Source organism: Clostridium sp. CS1-1 (assembly GCF_056135525.1).
The window spans coordinates 4,165,170-4,184,683 of record NZ_CM148680.1 but is presented as its reverse complement, the minus strand read 5'-3'; the positions used below and the strand labels follow the sequence as shown (position 1 = coordinate 4,184,683).

At 32.5% G+C, this 19,514-nt stretch carries 16 protein-coding genes and 1 tRNA gene; 11 read left to right on the top strand and 6 right to left on the bottom strand.

Annotation, left to right across the window (positions count from 1 at the left end):
• Positions 1-127 precede the first annotated feature (127 nt).
• The 5 genes from selB (at position 128) to AC0N0V_RS19625 (ending at position 4,536) form a co-directional block, all read left to right on the top strand.
• Complete coding sequence (gene selB / locus AC0N0V_RS19645) at positions 128-2,035, top strand: selenocysteine-specific translation elongation factor (RefSeq protein WP_474460482.1); 1,908 nt, start codon at positions 128-130, stop codon at positions 2,033-2,035.
• 143 nt (positions 2,036-2,178) lie between these two features.
• A tRNA-Sec gene (locus AC0N0V_RS19640) sits at positions 2,179-2,275 on the top strand.
• Positions 2,276-2,480: 205 nt separating this feature from the next.
• Positions 2,481-3,827 (top strand): MFS transporter, encoded by a 1,347-nt coding sequence (locus tag AC0N0V_RS19635; protein ID WP_474460481.1) that lies wholly within the window; start codon positions 2,481-2,483, stop codon positions 3,825-3,827.
• A gap of 161 nt (positions 3,828-3,988) precedes the next feature.
• Positions 3,989-4,183, top strand: coding sequence for an asparagine synthase (locus AC0N0V_RS19630; RefSeq protein ID WP_474460480.1), 195 nt, complete (start codon positions 3,989-3,991; stop codon positions 4,181-4,183).
• Between the two features lie 41 nt (positions 4,184-4,224).
• The gene (locus AC0N0V_RS19625) at positions 4,225-4,536 is read left to right on the top strand and encodes a hypothetical protein (protein WP_474460478.1); all 312 of its coding nucleotides are present in this window, start codon (positions 4,225-4,227) and stop codon (positions 4,534-4,536) included.
• Between the two features lie 90 nt (positions 4,537-4,626).
• Here AC0N0V_RS19625 and AC0N0V_RS19620 read toward each other — a convergent pair whose 3' ends face one another.
• The 5 genes from AC0N0V_RS19620 to AC0N0V_RS19600 all read right to left on the bottom strand — a co-directional run bounded on the left by AC0N0V_RS19620 (position 4,627) and on the right by AC0N0V_RS19600 (position 10,293).
• Entirely contained in the window at positions 4,627-6,303 is a 1,677-nt protein-coding gene (locus AC0N0V_RS19620) for a peptide ABC transporter substrate-binding protein (protein WP_474460476.1), read from the bottom strand.
• A gap of 92 nt (positions 6,304-6,395) precedes the next feature.
• Entirely contained in the window at positions 6,396-7,376 is a 981-nt protein-coding gene (locus AC0N0V_RS19615) for an ABC transporter ATP-binding protein (protein ID WP_474460475.1), read from the bottom strand.
• Positions 7,376-8,386, bottom strand: coding sequence for an ABC transporter ATP-binding protein (locus AC0N0V_RS19610; protein WP_474460474.1), 1,011 nt, complete (start codon positions 8,384-8,386; stop codon positions 7,376-7,378). The genes AC0N0V_RS19615 and AC0N0V_RS19610 overlap by 1 nt, the downstream gene beginning before the upstream one ends.
• Positions 8,387-8,400: 14 nt before the next feature.
• Positions 8,401-9,357, bottom strand: a complete 957-nt coding sequence (locus AC0N0V_RS19605; RefSeq protein ID WP_474460472.1) for an ABC transporter permease — start codon at positions 9,355-9,357, stop codon at positions 8,401-8,403.
• 12 nt (positions 9,358-9,369) lie between these two features.
• A complete protein-coding gene (locus AC0N0V_RS19600; RefSeq protein ID WP_474460471.1) occupies positions 9,370-10,293 on the bottom strand; it encodes an ABC transporter permease in 924 nt (307 codons plus the stop codon).
• Positions 10,294-10,787: 494 nt separating this feature from the next.
• On the opposite strand from AC0N0V_RS19600, the gene AC0N0V_RS19595 reads away from it, so the two are divergent.
• From AC0N0V_RS19595 to holA, 4 genes are all read left to right on the top strand, one after another.
• Entirely contained in the window at positions 10,788-13,385 is a 2,598-nt protein-coding gene (locus AC0N0V_RS19595) for an HAD-IC family P-type ATPase (protein WP_474460470.1), read from the top strand.
• 45 nt (positions 13,386-13,430) lie between these two features.
• Positions 13,431-13,664 carry a hypothetical protein gene (locus tag AC0N0V_RS19590; RefSeq protein WP_474460469.1) on the top strand — a complete coding sequence of 78 codons (234 nt, stop codon included), beginning with the start codon at positions 13,431-13,433 and terminating at the stop codon, positions 13,662-13,664.
• A gap of 24 nt (positions 13,665-13,688) precedes the next feature.
• Complete coding sequence (locus tag AC0N0V_RS19585) at positions 13,689-15,470, top strand: ComEC/Rec2 family competence protein (RefSeq protein WP_474460468.1); 1,782 nt, start codon at positions 13,689-13,691, stop codon at positions 15,468-15,470.
• 113 nt (positions 15,471-15,583) lie between these two features.
• Positions 15,584-16,627, top strand: coding sequence for a DNA polymerase III subunit delta (holA, locus tag AC0N0V_RS19580; protein ID WP_474460467.1), 1,044 nt, complete (start codon positions 15,584-15,586; stop codon positions 16,625-16,627).
• 39 nt (positions 16,628-16,666) lie between these two features.
• Here the strand turns inward: holA and rpsT are convergent, their stop codons facing one another.
• Entirely contained in the window at positions 16,667-16,933 is a 267-nt protein-coding gene (gene rpsT / locus AC0N0V_RS19575) for a 30S ribosomal protein S20 (protein ID WP_474460466.1), read from the bottom strand.
• Between the two features lie 256 nt (positions 16,934-17,189).
• Between rpsT and gpr the strand changes: the two genes are divergently transcribed.
• On the top strand, positions 17,190-18,161 hold the full coding sequence (gpr, locus tag AC0N0V_RS19570) for a GPR endopeptidase (RefSeq protein ID WP_474460465.1): 972 nt from the start codon (positions 17,190-17,192) through the stop codon (positions 18,159-18,161).
• Positions 18,162-18,273: 112 nt separating this feature from the next.
• Positions 18,274-19,353 (top strand): stage II sporulation protein P, encoded by a 1,080-nt coding sequence (locus AC0N0V_RS19565; protein WP_474460464.1) that lies wholly within the window; start codon positions 18,274-18,276, stop codon positions 19,351-19,353.
• The last annotated feature ends 161 nt before the right edge of the window (positions 19,354-19,514 follow it).

Here is a 19,514-nt window from a genome sequence, read left to right as displayed (position 1 = left end):
TCCAATATTCCTTTTCTCTAAAGTGAGAGTAAAGAGTGGAATATCCCTAGATAATAGGGTTTAAGGATTAGAAGCTGGTGCTAAGAACTCTGTCTATAGACAACAATAAGAAGAGTAGGTGATATTTATGAAGCATATTATAATTGGTACTGCTGGACACATAGACCATGGAAAAACAACACTTGTAAAGGCTTTGACGGGAAGAGAAACTGATACCTTAGCAGAAGAAAAACAGAGAGGAATATCTATAAATCTTGGATTCACATTTTTTGACTTGCCTTCAGGAAGAAGAGCAGGAATTATAGATGTACCAGGACATGAAAAGTTTGTTAAAAATATGCTAGCTGGTGTAAGTAGTGTAGATATAGTTCTTTTAGTAATTGCTGCAGATGAGGGAATAATGCCTCAAACTAGGGAGCACTTTGAAATACTTCAATTACTTAATGTAAAAAAAGGTATAATTGTGCTTACTAAGGCCGACTTAGTTGACGAAGATTGGACTGAAATGATTAAGGATGATATAAGAAGAGAGTTTAAAGATACTTTCCTAGAAAATGCTCCAATTCATGCTGTTTCTTCTAAAACAAGATTAGGTTTGGACCAACTGGTGAAGGAAATAGATACGTTAACAGAAGAAGTAGATGCTAAAGATACACATGGACATTTCAGACTTCCTGTAGATAGAGTTTTTTCAGTAAGTGGATTTGGAACAGTGGTAACAGGAACTGTAATAAGTGGGTCTATTAAAGAAGGTCAAACTGTAGAAATATATCCTTCTAAAGTTGTATCCAAGGTAAGAGGCATACAAGTACATGACCAATCTGTAAAGGTTGCAGAGGCAGGTCAAAGGTGTGCTATAAATATAGCAAATGTTAAAACTAGTGATGTAGATAGAGGAGATGTAGTTTCAGTAGAGAATATAATGGAGCCATCTCTAATGGTGGATTGTAATCTTTACTATTTAAAAAGTGCTTCAAGGCCTTTAGAAAATAGACAAAGGGTAAGGCTTTACCATGGTACTAATGAGATTTTGTGTAGAGTTATAATACTTGATAAGGAAGAAATAAAGCCTGGAGAAGAAGCTTATGTACAGTTAAGATTAGAAAAACCTCTAACTGCCCAAAGAAATGATAGATTAGTAATAAGAAGTTATTCGCCTATGTACACTATAGGTGGTGGTTCTATAATTGAACCATTAGCAAAAAAAGCAAAGAGGTTTGATGATAAGTATATTGAGGAACTAAAAATTAAAGAAAGTGGAAAAACTGAAAATATATTAGAAAACAACATTAAAAACTTAAGCGATACTTATCCAAGGGCTGTAGATATTTTGAAGGCTTTAGGAAAGAATGAAGAGAATATTCAAGATAAGCTTAATACTTTAGTTACTGAAGGTAAAGTGTTAAGACTTGACAGTGGTGATAAAGCTGTATATATTCACTCGGGATTTTTGCAGCAAAAAGTTAATCAAATGACAGATATACTAGAAAAGTTTCATGAGCAGAATCCGCTGAAATGGGGTATATCTAAAGAAGAAATAAAAAATAGGGTATTGGGTAAGAATATTAAACAGAAGATATACGACGAAATATTAAACTTACTTGTTCAAAAAGAAACAATAAGCATACATGGTAGTTTTATATCTATAGTTGGTTTCACTATTAAATATAATAAAGAGCAAAATATTATTAGGGATAGAATTTTAAAAGAATTTAAGCTTGCTAAGTTCTCACCACCTAGGTATGCTGATTTAGAAACTATTAATCAGGATAAAAAGAATTTTAAGATGGTATTTGAGTCAATTGTAGATGAAGGTGCTTTAATAAAAGTATCAGAAGACTGTTGCCTTTTATCAGAGGATTATGATAAGGCAAAAGAATTAGTAAGAAACTTCATAAATAGCAATGGAAGCATGACTCTAGCTCAATTAAGAGATGAGTTGAATACAAGTAGGAAGTACGCTATGTCTGTAATGGAACATTTCGACAATATAAAATTGACTAAAAGACTAGAAGATAAGAGAATCCTTTATTAAAATTTAAGTTATGAAAAAATATGTTTTTCATATTGCTATTAAGAATTATAATTTGGGTAATTTAAAAAAATTATAGGTTATAATGTTTGATTTTGTTGACATAGAGTATTTAATGTTTTATAATACTCTATGTAATCAATCTTGGGAGTAGATAGGTGCTGGTGTGCCTGCCGGTCTTCAAAACCGTGTTGCCGTGCTAAGACCACGACGGGTGAGTTCGATTCTCACATATTCCCGCCAAATTTAGAAATTTTAAGGCGTTTAACTATTTATAAAATAATAGTTAGGCGTCTTTTTTGTTTATTAGGAAATTAAAATTTTTTTGCTCAAAAAATGTACCGTCAGGTGTTGAAGTGTTTAGACATTCTACGAAAAGCATAAAAAGTTGCTAGCTGGGCAAAATTTAGAGAAGGAACAGATTGAGAGAGAAGGTGGAATAAATTAGATGAGTAGTATTTCGCAAAGGATTGAAAGGTTGCCAGTTACACCCATGCTTTGGAGAGTATTGTTTTTAACAGGTATCGGTTGGATGTTTGATGCCATGGACCAAGGCATGGTCGCTGGCGTGATGGCTTCAATCGGAAAGGAATGGAAGCTTACTCCTGCTGATTTAGGTTTATTGGGCAGTGCATCTGCAGTTGGAATGGCTATTGGCGCCGCTATTGCTGGGATGGTTTCTGATAGATGGGGGAGAAGAACAGTAGTTACGTTTACTCTTGTGTTATATGGAGTAGCTAGTGCCCTGTCAGGGATAGCGCCTAACTTTAGCTTATTATTGCTATTTCGATTTTTAACGGGATTAGGCTTGGGTGGGGAGTTGCCTGCGGCATCTACTTTGGTTAGCGAATTCTCACCTGCTATAGCCCGAGGACGAATGGTTGTTTTGTTGGAGAGCTTTTGGGCATGGGGATGGATTATTGCTGCTTTAATAGCTTATCTTTTGATCCCGATTTATGGCTGGCGCATTGGGTTCTTCTTAGGAGGAATTCCAGCGTTATATGCAGCGTATCTGAGAAAAAATATTCCAGAGTCTCCTCGATACTTGGAGCAAAAAGGGTATTTTCAAGAAGCTGACAAAATCGTAAGTAAAATGGAACAACAAGCCGGAGTTAAAAATGATATAGAAACTGTATTTAACCAGCCAGAGGAGAATAAAGCTAATAATATCACGCTTTTAGATTTATGGTCTCAAACTTATCGTAGACGCACTTTTTTACTATGGATTCTATGGTTAGGTATTAATTTTGGATATTATGGGTTTGTTTTATGGATTCCTACTCTCCTTGTCGGCAAAGGGTATAGTTTGGTAAAAGGTTTCGAATTCACATTAATTATGTGCTTTGCTCAGTTACCAGGATATTACAGTGCAGCTTATCTAATAGAAAGGATTGGTCGTAAAGCGGTTTTAGTAGTGTACCTAGCAGGTACTGCATTATCATCATACTTATTTGGGCAAGCGGCATCCGTAATTAATGTGCTTGTTTTTGGTTGCCTACTTTACTTTTTTAGCCTTGGAGCTTGGGGTGCGGTGTATGCTTATACGCCAGAAGTTTATCCAACTCGGGCTAGGGGAAGCGGAACTGGTTGGGCGGCTGCGGTTGGTCGTATTGGTGCTATTGCCGCTCCCTATATAGTTGGATTGGTGTATGAGACTAACGGCAAACAGGCTGGTTTCACCTATGTGTTTCTTATGCTTACTATGGTGTTTGCAGTGGTAGCAGTGGTGATTGCTATCGTAGGTATTGAAACTAAAGGCAGGACTCTAGAGGAAATCAATGAAACTAAATCATAATATAGCAGCCCTTAGGGGCTTTTTTTATTTTTCTTTTTATCTTCAAAACTCAATCTATTATAAAAAATAGGAAATATTATCATTTAATTTATTTGTAAAAGAATAAACAGACATTGAATAAGAAACAATAATATCGTATTAAAAATAAGGAGGGGAATTTTATGAGAGAAGGAACAATTCCGACAGCTTTGGGAACTGTAGTAACAGCAGGTGCAGTAGCCTTAAGAGCAATGGATATTAGAAAAAGAGGAATGAGAAAAAGAGATATTGTGCCAATGGTAGAAACAGCAGTTTTAGGCTTTGGATTAGCTCATATAGTACTTGGTGCAATAGATTTAGTAGAACATAGAAGATAATAATTCAAGAAAATATGATTTCTTGTACTGGAGGTTTTTATATGAATGAGGAATATGTTAATGAATACAAAGATTTAGATCGTTCCGATGAAAGAATAGAAAGAGGATTTGCTCATGATTATATCCTAAAAAATAATAACAGCTCAACGAGACATCAAAGAAATGATTATAATATGGAAGTAAGTAGTGAATTTCTAAGTTCTAATGCTGAAGTTTTGCGAACTTTTAAAAATTTGGACTATGCTGACTTAGGAGATAAACAAGAAAAGAGAATGAGAGAACTGGAAAGACAATTTAATGAAGAGTTCGGTACAGATTTTTATTTTATGGTTATGAAGGAAGAGAAAAAATAGCTGTAAAACATTATTTTAGAAAGTATTTAATCATCAATAAAGCAGTTAGCATATACTAACTGCTTTATTGATTTTATAAGTTTACAAGTATTATTTTTCTAAATCAGCATCCCTAAAGAAGTAGAATCCAAGATTAGATACGTGAACATCTTTTAATTTTTTATTCATACAAATTACTTCAGTATATTCGTATATTGGTATCAGTGGCATATCAGACATCAACATATCTTCAGCTTCATGAAGCATGCTAACTCTTTTTTCAGCATTTGCTTCAACTTTCGCTGCAGTAATTAGTTGATCATATTTAGGATTATTATATCCAGCGTAGTTATTACCATTAGTAGTAGTAGGAATATCAAGGAATGTCATTGGGTCATTATAGTCAGCTATCCAACCATCTCTGTTAAGAACGAAATTATGCTTGTTTGCTTCAGCTAACTGAACTTTCCTCTCAAGGTTTCTTAATGTAATATCAATACCTAGATTTTTCTTCCACATATCTTGAACAGCTGCAGCTACGCTTTGATGAGCTTGTAATGTATTATATATCAGTTCTAGTTTAGGGAAACCTTTGCCATCTGGGTAGCCAGCTTCAGCTAAAAGTTTTTTAGCCTGCTCTACATCAGAAGTAGTTTTATAGTACTCTTTATTTTTAAATTGAGTACCGTTTTTATCAGTTACAGAACTTGGAACAAAGGATGTAGCTGGTTTTTCGCCACCTTTTGAAATATTTTTAGTTATAGCCTCTCTATCTATGGCAAGCGATAAGGCTTTTCTAACTCTAACATCTTTTACTGCCTTGGCTGCTTCTGGATTAACATTTATAGCATTTGGTGATAAATTAAAGTCATAGTAATATGTCCCTATATAAGGATAGTTTTTAGCTGTACCATCTTTTAATAAATTAGGGATTTCTTGTGTAGGTGGTTTATCAATCATATCAAGCTGACCTGTTTTAAAGGCTGCAAAATAGCTGCTTTCTTGTTCTAAAACTTTAAATTCTATTCGATCTAATTTAACAGTTTTAGAACTCCAGTAGTTAAGATTTTTTACAAAATTTATACTGTCTTTCATTTTGTGTTCCTTCATTATGAAAGGGCCGTTGGATACATACGTCTCTGGCTTTGTTGTCCAATCTGTTGGATTTTTTTCGATTATATCTTTTCTTATAGGCATATAGGTTGGAAAAGACATTAGGGATAGGAAATATTCTGTAGCTCCTTCAAGTGTAACTTCTAGAGTAGAGTCATCTTTAGCTTTAACTCCAACCTCGTCGGCAGTTGCTTTTTTAGTTGCCTTTGGATCTTTGCTTTGGTTATATGCCTCACCATTTTTTAAGTAAAAAAGTTGGAAAGCGTATTCGGAAGCTGTATCAGGATTTAAAGCTCTTTTCCAAGCATATTCGAAATCTTGGGCTTTAACAGGTTGACCATCTGACCATTTGGCATCCTTTCTCAAATGGAAAGTATAATGTAAACCATCACTTGAAACCTCCCATTTTTCAGCTACTCCAGGAATAACTTTTTCATTCTTGTCAAGGTTAGTTAAACCTTCAAAAGCGTTAACTATTACCTTAGAACCCTCTACAGAGTTGTTTAAACCTGGATCGATTGTTTTAGGATCAGCACCAAGGTTAACTTTTATTACTTTACTTCCGGATGCTTGATTATTGGTCGCAGTACTACCGCCGCAGCCAGCGAGTATTGAACCAGCTAAGGCTACAGTCATAATTACTGCTAAAAGCTTGGATTTTCTGTTCTTTAGCATTAATAAGTCCCCCTTTTATAATTATTTTGTTTATATAGTAAAAAGTTTAAGTTTTATTTAAAACTTATACCAAATACTCACACTTAAGAATGTTATTCAAATAAGTGACATGCAACAGAATGGTTGTCACCTAAATCTTTTAATGTAGGTTCTACTTCGGAACATATAGGTTTAGCATAACTACACCTTCCTTTAAATCTGCAACCAGGTGGTGGATCAATTGGAGATGGAATCTCTCCATCAAGCATAATTCTTTGATTAGATGCACTCATATCAGGGTCTGGAACAGGTATAGCTGACAATAAGGCTTTTGTGTATGGGTGAAATGGTTTTTTGTATAATTCATTGCTATAACCTATTTCTACCATTTTTCCAAGATACATAACACCAATTCTTGTAGAAATATGCTTAACCATTGACAAGTCATGGGCTATAAATAAATAGGTAAGCCCTAAGTCTTTCTGGAGATCTTCAAGCATGTTAACTACCTGAGCTTGAATAGATACGTCAAGAGCAGATATGGGTTCATCACATACTATAAAATCAGGCTCAACAGCTAACGCCCTGGCAATACCAATTCTTTGCCTTTGCCCGCCGGAAAACTCATGAGGGTATCTGCTGGCATGATCTTTATTTAAGCCAACTTTACTTAGAAGGTATTGTACTCTTTCGTTTCTCTCTTTTCCTGCCATAAGCTTATGTATGTCGATAGCTTCACCTATAATATCTCCAACAGTCATTCTCGCATCTAGCGATGCGTAAGGGTCTTGAAATATCATTTGCATTCTTCTTCTGTAAGATAACATTTGATTTGGAGATAGCTTAGCGATGTCTTTTCCATCGTAAATTATTTGGCCGGCTGTAGGTTCATATAATTTTATTATAGTTCTTCCAGTAGTAGTTTTACCGCAACCAGATTCACCAACTAGGCCTAAGGTCTCTCCTTTATTTATAGTAAAGGAAATGTCATCAACAGCCTTTACAAAACTTTTTTTATTAGCGAATAGTCCTTTTTTTATTTCAAAATGCTTTTTTAAATTTTTAATTTCTATTAAGATTTTTTTATCAGCCATTATGCATTTCCCCCTTCTATACTAGGTTCTGCTTTTGGAGCATCGGGGTGATTCAGCCAACAAGCAGAGCAATGACCTTCGCCTATTTCAAATTGAATTGGTCGTTCTGTTAAGCAGATTTTCATTGTATATTCGCAGCGAGGTGCAAAGGGGCAACCTGCAGGTGGTTTCAAAAGATCTGGCGGTGTACCTTCAATTGGTTTTAATCTTTCCTTTATATCTTCTTTTGGGTTTGGTATACTTCTTAATAGCCCCCAGGTATAAGGATGCTTTGGATTATAAAAAATATCTCTTGAGTTTCCGCTTTCTACAATAGTACCACCATACATTACGTATATTCTATTACATACATCTGCAACAACTCCTAAATCATGTGTTATTAGGATTATAGACATATCTATTTTTGCTTTTAAATCCTTCATAAGTTCAAGAATTTGAGCTTGTATTGTAACATCTAATGCGGTAGTTGGCTCGTCTGCTATTAAAAGTTTTGGAGCGCATACAAGGGACATGGCAATCATAGCTCTTTGCCTCATACCACCAGAAAATTCATGAGGGTATTGTTTCATTCTTTTTTCAGGACTAGGTATACCAACCAGTTTTAACATTTCTACTGCTTTATTAAATGCATCAGCTCTGCTCATCTTTTTATGCTTAATAAGAGGTTCAATTAACTGTTCTCCTATGGTAAACACAGGATTAAGTGAGGTCATAGGGTCTTGAAAAATCATTCCTATTTCATTACCTCTTATTTTTTCCATTTCCTTTTCTGGTGTTTTTGATAAATCTCTTCCATTAAAAATAATTTGTCCTTCTTTTATTCTTCCGTTATCAGCCAGAAGTCTCATGGTAGACATCATAGTAATGCTTTTACCACTACCAGATTCTCCGACAATCCCAATGGCTTCTCCCTTGTCAACCTTAAGAGAAACCCCTCTTACTGATTTTACTTCTCCAACATGAGTATAAAATGATGTATGCAAACTATCGATTTGTAGTAAATTCTCCATAGTAAAGCCTCCTATTACTTTCTCATCTTAGGATCTAGAGCATCTCTTAAGCCATCCCCAAGTAAATTAAATGCAAGCATTGTTAAGCAGATAGCTAAAGCAGGGAAAAAGAGTTGTGTTGGATATAACTGAAATCCGTCAAGGGCTTCTGATGCAAGTGTTCCCCAAGATGCTTGTGGTGCAGAAACTCCAAGGCCTATAAAGCTTAAGAATGATTCGGTAAATATGGCCTCTGGCACTGATAATGTAAGTGTTATAATAATTGGGCCCATACAGTTAGGAATAAGATGTCTTAAAAGTATTCGTATAGGTGAAGCGCCTAGCGTTTTTGCTGCTAATACAAATTCTTGATTTTTTAAAGACATAATTTGTCCTCTGACTATTCTAGCCATGGTTAGCCAGAAGGCTATAGAGAGGGCAACTATAATACTTTTTAAACCAGCACCTAAAATAACCATGAGTAGTATTACGTATATCATCATAGGTACTGAATAGAGTATGTCTACTATTCTCATCATAATGTTGTCTACTTTTCCACCGAAATAGCCAGCTATTCCACCATATAAAATGCCTATAACGATATTTAATATACTGGCAGCATATCCAACTGTTAGGGATATTCTAGCTCCATAAAGTATTCTTACAAAAATATCTCTTCCAAACTTATCAGTTCCGAACCAATTCTCTCCGCTGGGTGGCTGATTTGCCAGTTCTAAGTTTTGTGAAAAGTAATTATATTTGGAAACCATTGGGCCTATAATTGCTACAATGGTGATAAATATAACAAAGGATAAACCAATCATAGCAAGTTTATTTTCCTTTAATCTCCTCCAAACATCCTGCCAATATGTAAGACTAGGTCTAACTATGGCTTCAGCATTTTTTTCATCTGGAGAAACTTTTTCAAACATATCTGTGGAGATATTTTTAGGTATATTAACATCTTCCAGTAAGTTTTTAGTTAGCTGCATTTCATTACCTCCTTAACCTTCTAGTTTTATTCTTGGATCTATGACTACATATAGTAAGTCCACTATTAGGTTACAGAGTACTAAGAAGGTACTAAAGAAAATCGTTACACCTAATGTAGTAGTATAGTCTCTGTTTCCTATGCTTTGAACGAATTCTCTTCCGAGACCAGGAATACCAAATAATGTTTCTATAACAAAGCTTCCTGTAAGGATTCCAGCTAAAAGTGGACCTAAGTAGGTTACTATAGGTATTAGTGAATTCTTTAATGCATGCTTGTAAATTATTTTTATTTTTGGTAGTCCCTTAGCCTTAGCAACCTTTATATAGTCTTGCCTTATAACTTCTAAAAGGCTTGACCTTGAAAGTCTAGCAATGAAGGCCATAGCGTAACCTCCAAGAGCTATAGATGGTAATATTAGATTTTTTGGTTCATCGAAACCGACAGCAGGTAGCCAACCTAGTTTAACCGCAAAAAAGTAAATAAAGAAAGTAGCCATTACAAAACTTGGAACAGTGACGCCTAAAGTAGCAATAACCATGCATAGGTTGTCCTGCCATTTTCCTTGGTGAAGAGCAGCTGTAACACCCATATAAGTTCCTGCAATAAGGGCAATAATAATAGCACATAATCCAAGTTTCGCTGATGCAGGGAATGAGTAACTTATTACATCATTTACTGATTTTCCTTCATATCTCATTGAAGGGCCTAAATATCCATGTGAAACAACATTTTTCAAGTAAATGGTATATTGTTCTCCAAGAGGTTTATTAAGACCGAATTTTTGTTCTAGGTTTGCTTTTACTTGATCAGGCAGCTTTTTTTCTGAATCAAAAGGTCCGCCAGGTATCTTATGCATCAAAAAGAAAGTTAATGTAATTACTACAAAGATAGTTAATGCACTAGAAACTAGCCTCTTTAAAATGTACTTAAGCATTTTTTTCCCCCCAAATTTATAGATTTTCGTAGTAGGCTATACATTTTATCCTTACAAATTATTTATATGCTATAAATAATTCGTTATGTGTACTGAATTTTTAGAAATATGACTGAATGCATTCGGTAGAAAATCCATTAGTATAAATGTCTATGGAATTTAATGGTTATTTTTACATGATATTAACATAGAATGATGCTTATGTCAATTGGGTTTGCAAGATGAAATGGTATTTATACAGTGAAATAAGAAATATTTGATAAATAATGTAAAATGAATGAAATTTATAAAAAAATATCATTTAAGTAAATCGCTATACTAATTTGATTTGGATCTGTTTTGGTACTTACATAAGAGGGAATTTGTATTAAAGTATTTCTTTATAATCACGAGTATTATAAAGGGATATAAATCCAGTATAATAATGTTTATCCAGTTCATATGAATGATAACGTTAATAAAAAACATAGATTACTTATAGAAAGGTGAAGTGTATGATTCAATGGTATAGAAGCCCATGGAGTGAAGTGGTTAAAAAATTAGGAAGTAATATATATGCTGGGCTTGACGAAGATCAAATAAAACCTCATAGAGAACAGTACGGTGGAAATAAAATATATATACCAAAAACAAAAGGTTTAGATAAGCTAATTTTGAGGCAGTTAAAGGAGTTATGGGTTGTAGCTATCATAATTTCTATACTAATATTTTTATATTATAGACAATTTTTGTTTGCGGGAATGGAGTTAACTATCTTAATAATAAATATTTTATGTATAGCTTTTAGCGAATATAATGAGGAGAAAAGTATAAAGGAACTAGAAAAGTTAAATAACGGATATGCGAGAGTTGTGCGTGAGGGGAGAACTCTTAAGATACCATCTATAGAGTTAGTAGTAGGTGACATTGTAATTGTTGGAAAGGGAGAAGGTGTACCAGCGGATCTCAGAGTGATAGAGGGAGAAGATTTAAAGGTAAGGGAATCGTCTATTACAGGAGAAAGTTTTATAGCGGAGAAATATGAAACTAAAATAGAAGAAAAGGAAATAACATTATCTGACATGAAGAATATTCTTTTCAAATCTTCCACTGTAGTAGGAGGAAGTGGAACCGGGATAGTTATTGCTGCTGGAATGAATACTCAGATAGCAAATGTGGTTAGTTTACTTTTTGGGGAAAAAAACGAAATGTTCTACTTCAATAAAAGGTTACACAAAATACTTAATTACTGCAGTATATTAGTAATTTTGTGTATAGTTATTAGTATCGTGAGTCAAATGATTTTAAAAGGAAATTTAGATTATGCAGCTAAGACAACAGCATTACTTTTAGCAAGTGCAGTCCCACAAAGTATAATCTTTACCATATCAATTATTTCTTCAATTATTTTTAGAAAACTAAAAAAGGATGCTGTAACTTTCAAGAACTTATCTACAATAGAAAAGTTCTCCACAATATCTGCACTTTGTACTGATAAAGTTGGGGCTTTTTCTAAGGAAAAAGTAAAGGCTGTAAAAATATATACAAGTGGAGCAATTATAGAGACTCGCGGAGGTCAACTAATTGACAGTGCGGATGAAGACAAGAATCAAAATCTATACAGAATAATAAGTATAGGTTTACTTTGTAACGATACAAAAACGAACACAATGAAAGAAACAAACATTAAAAATGACTTGATAGAAACAGCGCTTGTACAATTGGGGATAGAAAATGGAATAGATAAGAGGAAGCTAGAAACTGAGCATAGAAGGATTCTTAACATTCCCTTTGATAGTGAAAGAAGAATGATGACTGCTATAAATGTTATAGATGAAAATTACAGGGCAAGTGTAAAAGGGGCTGTTGACTCACTTTTAAATAGATGTACCCATATTATGAAAAATGGTGTAGAAGCGGAAATTACAGATGAAGATATTACTGCTATAAAAAGAGCTGATATAATTATGTCAAATGGATGTCTATCTGTTATAGGATTAGCTTATAGAAATTTTAGCTATGAACCTAGTCTTAAAGAGAATATTGAAAGTAATTTGGTATTTGTAGGGTTAGTTGGTTTTGAAAACACATTAAAGGATGAAGCGATAGAGTCAATTAAAAAAAGTAAGTTATTATCAGTAAAGCCTATCATAATAACAGAAGATAATAAACTAACGGCTCTTGCAATTGGTAAAAAACTTGGTGTGACTTCGAAACTTAAAGAGGTTTTGTCTGGTATAGAAATCGATAATATGGTAGATGAAGAGTTTGAACGTATTGGTGATAAAATAGGTATTTTTTCAAAAATCAACTCAAAACATAAAGTTAAAATAATAAAATCATTAAAGGGATATGGATATATTACTGCTATAACAGGATCTAAGCTAATTGATTTGCCTGCACTTAGGAGTTCTGATGTTGGAATTACGACTTCAAGTAGCAATATCGTAAGGAGACTTTCAGATATAGTATTAACTACAATAGATTTTACAAAACTGTTAGATGTATTAGAAGACTCTAGAAAAATAATGACTACGATTAAAAAAATAATTATTTATATTACCAGCTGTAGTGCTGCAGTATTTTCATTTTTGATGTTAAGTATCTTGTGGAAATATGAGTTGCCGCTTATTGCACAGGAAACATTTTGGTTCAATAGTATAATTATGCTTTTATCTTCTTTAGCTTTAATTTGTGAGTATAAATATGAAGGAACTTCTTATTTAAATTCAAGTATAGGTAAAAATACCATAAAAAATAGTATTTCCTTTATATTATCTAACGGAATATTGATTGGAGTAATGGCTTTTGGAGTGCTTATGTATACTTATGGGAAAGGGATAGAATTTGCTCAGATATCTGCCTTTACTGTATTAAACTTAAATACTGTATTTTTGAATTATAGTTTTTCAAGAGAAATGATTTTTAAAAGCAAATTAGCTAATTTAACTGTTTTATTGAATTTAATTATTCAGTTTGGAGTTTTAATGTTACTTGGTGGTATAAAAGTATTTTCCGATATTATTTATTGGAGAAATGTTGGGATAGTTGTTGGAGCTTGGATCTTAATATCGATATTCCATAAATTTAATAAAGATGAGTATTATGATTAAACCTGTTGCTATTGGATAGAATAGTTAATAGGAGGTGGACTAAAAATGCTCCAAAATGTTTCACATACTGTAATAAAGGGAAGTAATAAAATGTTTTTAAATATTCCTGAAAGTGATTATTTTTCAATGTATGATAGTCTGACTAAGGAATCAGCCGAAGATATAGCACAGAGATATTTTGTTACAAAGGGGAAGGAAACTATTCTTCACGTAAAAGAAATGGAAATAGATTCATCAACTCATAGAGTGAAGCTTTTACTTCAAGTCCACGATAATTAAACTAATAAGGAACGGTATTATAAGATGAAAAGACCTCTTTTATATTATGCTATCTCCATATTTATTGGTTGTCTTTCCGCCTTTGCATTATTTCAAAATGCTTTAGCAGGTGCAGTTATTGCTGCATCTTTTTTTGCTATATTTTTATTTACACTAGATAAGGGTTTCTACATAATAAATATCCTTTTTTTCTTTGTAGGAATGATTAGTTTTACGATGTATTTTAATATACAAGTTCCAAGCGACCTGGAGGTTAGAGTAACTCAAAATAGAGGGTATTATTGCTTAGTAGAGTATAAGGGAAGACGAATGGTATTGAGTGGAAAGGTATCAAAACTTAAAGAAGGAGAAAAGCTTACTATATATGGAAAATTCAAAAGTGAAAAAGATTTTGCAAGGGGAATCATAGGCCAATATAAGGTTGAGAATTTAACTGAAAGTAAAAAAGATTTTATTTATTATTTATATGAGATAAAGAGAAATATGTATATCAGGTATAAGGAGGCTCTAGGAGAAGAGAAAGCTGCCTTAGTAATGTCTCTTTGCTATGGAGATGCCAGTTATTTGTCTAAGACTCAAAAAAATGAATTTAAAGAAATGGGGGTATTTCATGCTATTAGTGTGTCGGGATTTCATATGGCAATCATATATAAAGTTTTAGAAAATTTATTTGGAATAAGGTTTTCTATATTGTTATCATTCGTGTACATACTTTTTACAGGCATACAAGCATCAACTATAAGAGCATTTATAATGATATTTATATTTAAATCAGCTAAGATAGTATTTAAAAATTATGATAGTATATCTTCTTTAAGCTTTGCAGCATTAATTATACTTTTGATAAAGCCTTATTATATAATGGATATTGGATTTATGTTATCATTTTCAGCTACTTTAGGAATATTGCTATACTATAAAAAGCTTTTACGTATTATGTATAAGTTGCCAAAGAAGATAAATGAAAGTTTAAGTATAACATTAAGTTCCCAAGTTTTTTCTGTACCATATACTGCGTTTACTATTCAGAATTTTAGTAGTGGCTTTATTATAGGGAATTTAATACTACTTCCTATGTATTCAATAATAGTTATTTTAGGAAATGCAGCTCTTTTAGCATGCTATATAAAACCTGTGTTTAATTTCTTAAGTATGGGTCTAAATTTAATGTTGACGGCTGTTCAGGGTGCAAACTATTTAATATTGAAATTATGTCCACCTATAAGTTATTTTGGATATTTAGATGGGATTGGAATTATCGTAATTTATGTAAGTTTTGTTCTTTACAGGTACGGGTACAAAAGTTACAAGTACTTACCTGCTATGGTGGTTATTGTAATGCTATTTCAGAATTATAGTTTTATTCCTAAGCTTTATTATATAAACTTTCTAGGTGGAGAGGCTGTGGTTATGGATTACAAGCTAAATAAGATTTTAATTTGTAATTATGAACAGTCTTCTGCAAAAAAGGTTATGAATTTAAAAGAGGATATAGGAATAAATAAGGTAATCACTAACCCTAAAGAGAGTTTTTTTATAGAGCTAAGTAAAGTCTTACATGTAAAAATAACCCCCTATTATAGAGATGAGTCTTTAAGTGTTGAAGTTAATAGTAAAAATAATAAGAGTTTGCTCATAAGTGATAGTGTTAAAAAAGAAGATATAAGTGTGTTTAATTCCTATAGCATAGTTAGAGTTACCAAAAACAGGCTGTCAAATAATCCTTCTGAAAATATGTACATCGATTATAAAGACAATATGCATTTATATGTTATAATGTTTAACAGGATAATTAGGTTATATTAGAAGCTTTAATAGAAAGTTTTATCAAATATAAGAGAGTTTTATGTGTATAAAGTAGCTCATATATTTTAAGTTTTATGCACAATATTAATCGTAAAAGTCTGAGGTGAATAATAATGATAGATATAATTACTTTTAATGAAAATATTAAAAAAAATAATATGGAAAATTGCTATATATTTTGTGGTGGGGATGAGCAGCTCATTAAAGAAGGAATTAGTTCTATAGTAAATAAAGTTATAGATAAGAGTTTTTTAGATTTAAATTATATTAAATTTGATGGAAACTCACTTGAAAACTTTGATGTAGTAATTAATGCGTGTCAGACAGTGCCTTTTATGAGTGATAAAAAAGTTGTACTTGTATATAGAGCATCCTTTATTGAAGATGATAAGGGCGAAAACAGTAGATTTTCTAGTGATAAAGCCTTTAATAGCGTTGTTGAATACTTAGATCAAGTACCGCCTCATTGTATACTCATATTGTACGATGTGTTTAAAAGCAAGCGCGATAAGCCTGGTAAGAGAATACAAAAACTAGATAAAAAGGCTTGTGTAGTAAAGGCGGATAAAATAAAAGGACAACAGCTAGAGGCAAAGGTAAAGAGCTTTTTTGATGGGAGAAATAAAAAGATAGGTAAGATAGAATTGAGAGTTTTTTGTAGTCTAATGGATGAAAATAATCTAAGTATAATTGAAAATGAAGTTGAAAAACTTTGTTGTTATGTTTATGACAGAGATATAACTAAAGAAGATATTAAAAGCTTGTTTTTAAAAAGTAATGATGATGATATATTTGATTTGGTAAACCCAATAGCTAACAAAAAATTAAAAGAAGCTCTAGAAGTTTTAAATGAACTAATTTATAAAGGTGAAAAAATACCATATATTCTAAATATGATAGAAAGACAGTTCAATCAATTATTTAGAGTGAAGTTATGCTTAGAGAATAAAAAAACAAAACAAGATATTATGAAAGAATTAAAAATTAGATCTGATTATGCATGTGATATGATTATAGGTCAGAGTAAAAAATTCACATTAAAACAGCTAAAGAGAGCAATAGAACTTTGTTTAATTGCAGAACGTAAAATGAAGAGTTCTACTGTTGATGAGAAGACGGAGATGGAATTATTAATAATAAATACTATTTCAGGATAGTAAAATAAATAACCGGTTTATAAAAAACCGGTTTATTTATTAAGCAGTTAAGCTGTTTAACTTTGCAGCTAATCTTGACTTAGTTCTAGCTGATTTGTTTTTATGTAGTACCCCTTTTGATGCAGCCATATCTAATGCTTTAACAGCAGCTACAAAAGTAGTTTTAGCTTCTTCAGCGTTACCACCTTCAACAGCAACTAAAAACTTTTTAACAGTAGTCTTTAATGCTGACTTTATCATTCTGTTTCTAAGAGTTTTAGTTTCTGTAACTTTTATTCTTTTCTTTGCAGATTTAATATTTGCCATAGTTTCACCCCCTTATATTTTTATAGGGTCTCAACAGCTTTGGGGAAATTCGCTAGTGAGTCTCGTTTATTCAACAGATGTTATTATAGCATTAAAATACGCCATCATCAAGTGTTTTTTTGCGTTAAGAGTAAAGAAATAGATTATTGTGTAGATTTAGATTTATAAAGCTTGAATATGTAGAATAAAGTAGGAAAACCTAATAACAAATATTTATGGTCTATAAAAGATATTTTAATTTGAAGGGAGCTTAATTATGTTTAGTGTAAGAACAGATTTAGCTGTTGAAGCTAAGGAGATATACCAAAAGCAAAATAGTGATATACCTGGAGTTGAGGCTGAAGAGAAAAATGAAGGTGATATAAAAACTACAATAGTTAGAGTTCTAAATGATGTTGGTGCAAGGTCAATGGGGAAACCAAAGGGTACATATGTAACCATAGATATGCCGAAATTTACTCATTATGATGCAGATACTATGGATGAAGTAAGCGAGGCACTAGGAAAAACTTTATCTGAAATGATTAATCTTGAGGACAGCATGACAGCATTAGTAGTAGGGTTAGGAAACTGGAATATAACTCCAGATGCTTTAGGTCCTAAGGTTGTTTCAAAACTAATGGTAACAAGACACTTAAAACAACTTATACCAGATCAAATTGATGAAGGTATAAGACCAGTATGTGCTATAGCTCCAGGAGTACTAGGACTAACAGGAATGGAAACTGGTGAAATTATTAAGGGTGTCGTAGATAAGGTTAAACCCAATTTAATAGTATGTATAGATGCGCTTGCTTCAAGAAGGATGGAGAGAGTAAATACTACAATTCAAATTGGTAACACAGGTATTTCACCAGGTTCTGGAGTTGGAAACAAAAGAATGGAAATTAGTGAAAAAACCTTAGGGATACCAGTTATAGCAATAGGAGTACCAACAGTTGTTGATGCGGCGACTATGGCTAATGATACAATAGACATGGTATTAGATCAAATGATAAGTCAATCTACAAAAGGTGCAGAATTTTATAATATGTTAAAATCTATCGATAAAAATGAAAAGCAAAGAATGATTCAAGATATTTTAAATCCTTATGTAGGAAACCTCATGGTAACACCAAAAGAAGTGGATGTAGTTATAGATTCAATATCAAAGGTAATAGCCAATGGAATAAACATAGCTCTTCAACCAGCTTTAGATTTAGATGATATAAACAGGTTTCTTAGTTAAAATGGTAATATGTTAAACTTCCTACTCATATAAATTAACATAGCAAAACTATGTCTATATTTACATGAGAGGGGGGGAAACTGCTTTGAATGGATTCATAGCGGTGACATGATTGAATTACAAAAGGATAAACACAAAAAATGATTTTAGACTAAAGGCCTTTGTTTTAATGTTGACTGTACTTTTAGTCATTATTTTACCCTGTGTGGTGCGAGCAAATAACTATAGCAGTAATATTAAAAGGAATATGTTTTATGTTCAGGTTTTGAATTACACAATGCCTGTAGTAAAAGCTACATCCTTTAATGAAGATGATATGGCGGAGAATCGTTTTTCAATTGGGCAAACCGCATTAGAGATGATTGGATTAAACTTAAAGAATCCTATATCTGTTTTAAGTAGGGAGATAGCTTTCGTAGGAAGGGATAATCAGAACTTGAAAGAAAACACTAATGTAGACTTTAATCATTTTAAGCTTGATGATAAGCAAGTATCAAAAGACACTGAAACACCAGCACCAAGCAATAATGATACTCTTAATTTAGAGAATAAATCGGTGACAGTATATGATCCGAAACTTAAAAAGGCTCTAGATACTAGCAAGCCAGAAGTTTTAATATATCATACTCATACTACTGAAGGATATAAACCTGGCAATCCTATAAATTCTGATAATACTCAAAACGTTGTAGCTGTTGGTGAAGCATTAGTGAATGAACTTCAATCTAATTACGGCATTTCAGCAATAGATGATAAAACAGTACATGATGCGGAAGCCTATACTCAAAGTTATGCTAGATCAGCAGTGACAGTAGATAAGAACTTAAAGAAGTATAAAGATTTCAAGCTTATAATAGATCTGCATAGGGATTCTGTTGAGGATAAGAGGGCTATCACAACAAAAATGAATGGCGAGAATGTAGCTAAAATTTCACTGGTTATGGCAAAAAAAAATCCTCATTTTGATAAAAATATGGCACTTGCAAATAAAATTATACAGACCTCTGATAAGTTGTTTCCAGGGTTCTGTAGAGGGGTAATATATTATAACTATGGTACCAGATATTTTAATCAAGACAAGAGCAATAATGCAATTTTGGTTGAAGTTGGAGCAGATATAAATACTATTGATGAAACAAAAGCTTCGGCAAAATATCTTGCTAGGTTAATTGCGGAGGCGTTAAATAGGTAATAAAGTATTCTTTAATAGCCCTTTAGTTTTTTTAAACTAAAGGGCTATGTTTTTATTTATTTGATGCTAAAAACTCTGTTTATCAAAATCTACCTCGATTGAAGTTTATTTATGATACTAGATGCAACTAGATCTACTAATACAACTAATACATAAAATTA

Coding starts and splice junctions, on each gene's coding strand:
- AC0N0V_RS19600 (WP_474460471.1), bottom strand. CDS start 10,293: ATGCTTAAGTACATTTTAAAGAGGCTAGTTTCTAGTGCATTAACTATC.
- AC0N0V_RS19590 (WP_474460469.1), top strand. CDS start 13,431: ATGCTCCAAAATGTTTCACATACTGTAATAAAGGGAAGTAATAAAATG.
- AC0N0V_RS19585 (WP_474460468.1), top strand. CDS start 13,689: ATGAAAAGACCTCTTTTATATTATGCTATCTCCATATTTATTGGTTGT.
- AC0N0V_RS19635 (WP_474460481.1), top strand. CDS start 2,481: ATGAGTAGTATTTCGCAAAGGATTGAAAGGTTGCCAGTTACACCCATG.
- AC0N0V_RS19615 (WP_474460475.1), bottom strand. CDS start 7,376: ATGGCTGATAAAAAAATCTTAATAGAAATTAAAAATTTAAAAAAGCAT.
- AC0N0V_RS19630 (WP_474460480.1), top strand. CDS start 3,989: ATGAGAGAAGGAACAATTCCGACAGCTTTGGGAACTGTAGTAACAGCA.
- AC0N0V_RS19610 (WP_474460474.1), bottom strand. CDS start 8,386: ATGGAGAATTTACTACAAATCGATAGTTTGCATACATCATTTTATACT.
- AC0N0V_RS19620 (WP_474460476.1), bottom strand. CDS start 6,303: ATGCTAAAGAACAGAAAATCCAAGCTTTTAGCAGTAATTATGACTGTA.
- AC0N0V_RS19605 (WP_474460472.1), bottom strand. CDS start 9,357: ATGCAGCTAACTAAAAACTTACTGGAAGATGTTAATATACCTAAAAAT.
- AC0N0V_RS19595 (WP_474460470.1), top strand. CDS start 10,788: ATGATTCAATGGTATAGAAGCCCATGGAGTGAAGTGGTTAAAAAATTA.
- AC0N0V_RS19625 (WP_474460478.1), top strand. CDS start 4,225: ATGAATGAGGAATATGTTAATGAATACAAAGATTTAGATCGTTCCGAT.
- gpr (WP_474460465.1), top strand. CDS start 17,190: ATGTTTAGTGTAAGAACAGATTTAGCTGTTGAAGCTAAGGAGATATAC.
- rpsT (WP_474460466.1), bottom strand. CDS start 16,933: ATGGCAAATATTAAATCTGCAAAGAAAAGAATAAAAGTTACAGAAACT.
- holA (WP_474460467.1), top strand. CDS start 15,584: ATGATAGATATAATTACTTTTAATGAAAATATTAAAAAAAATAATATG.
- selB (WP_474460482.1), top strand. CDS start 128: ATGAAGCATATTATAATTGGTACTGCTGGACACATAGACCATGGAAAA.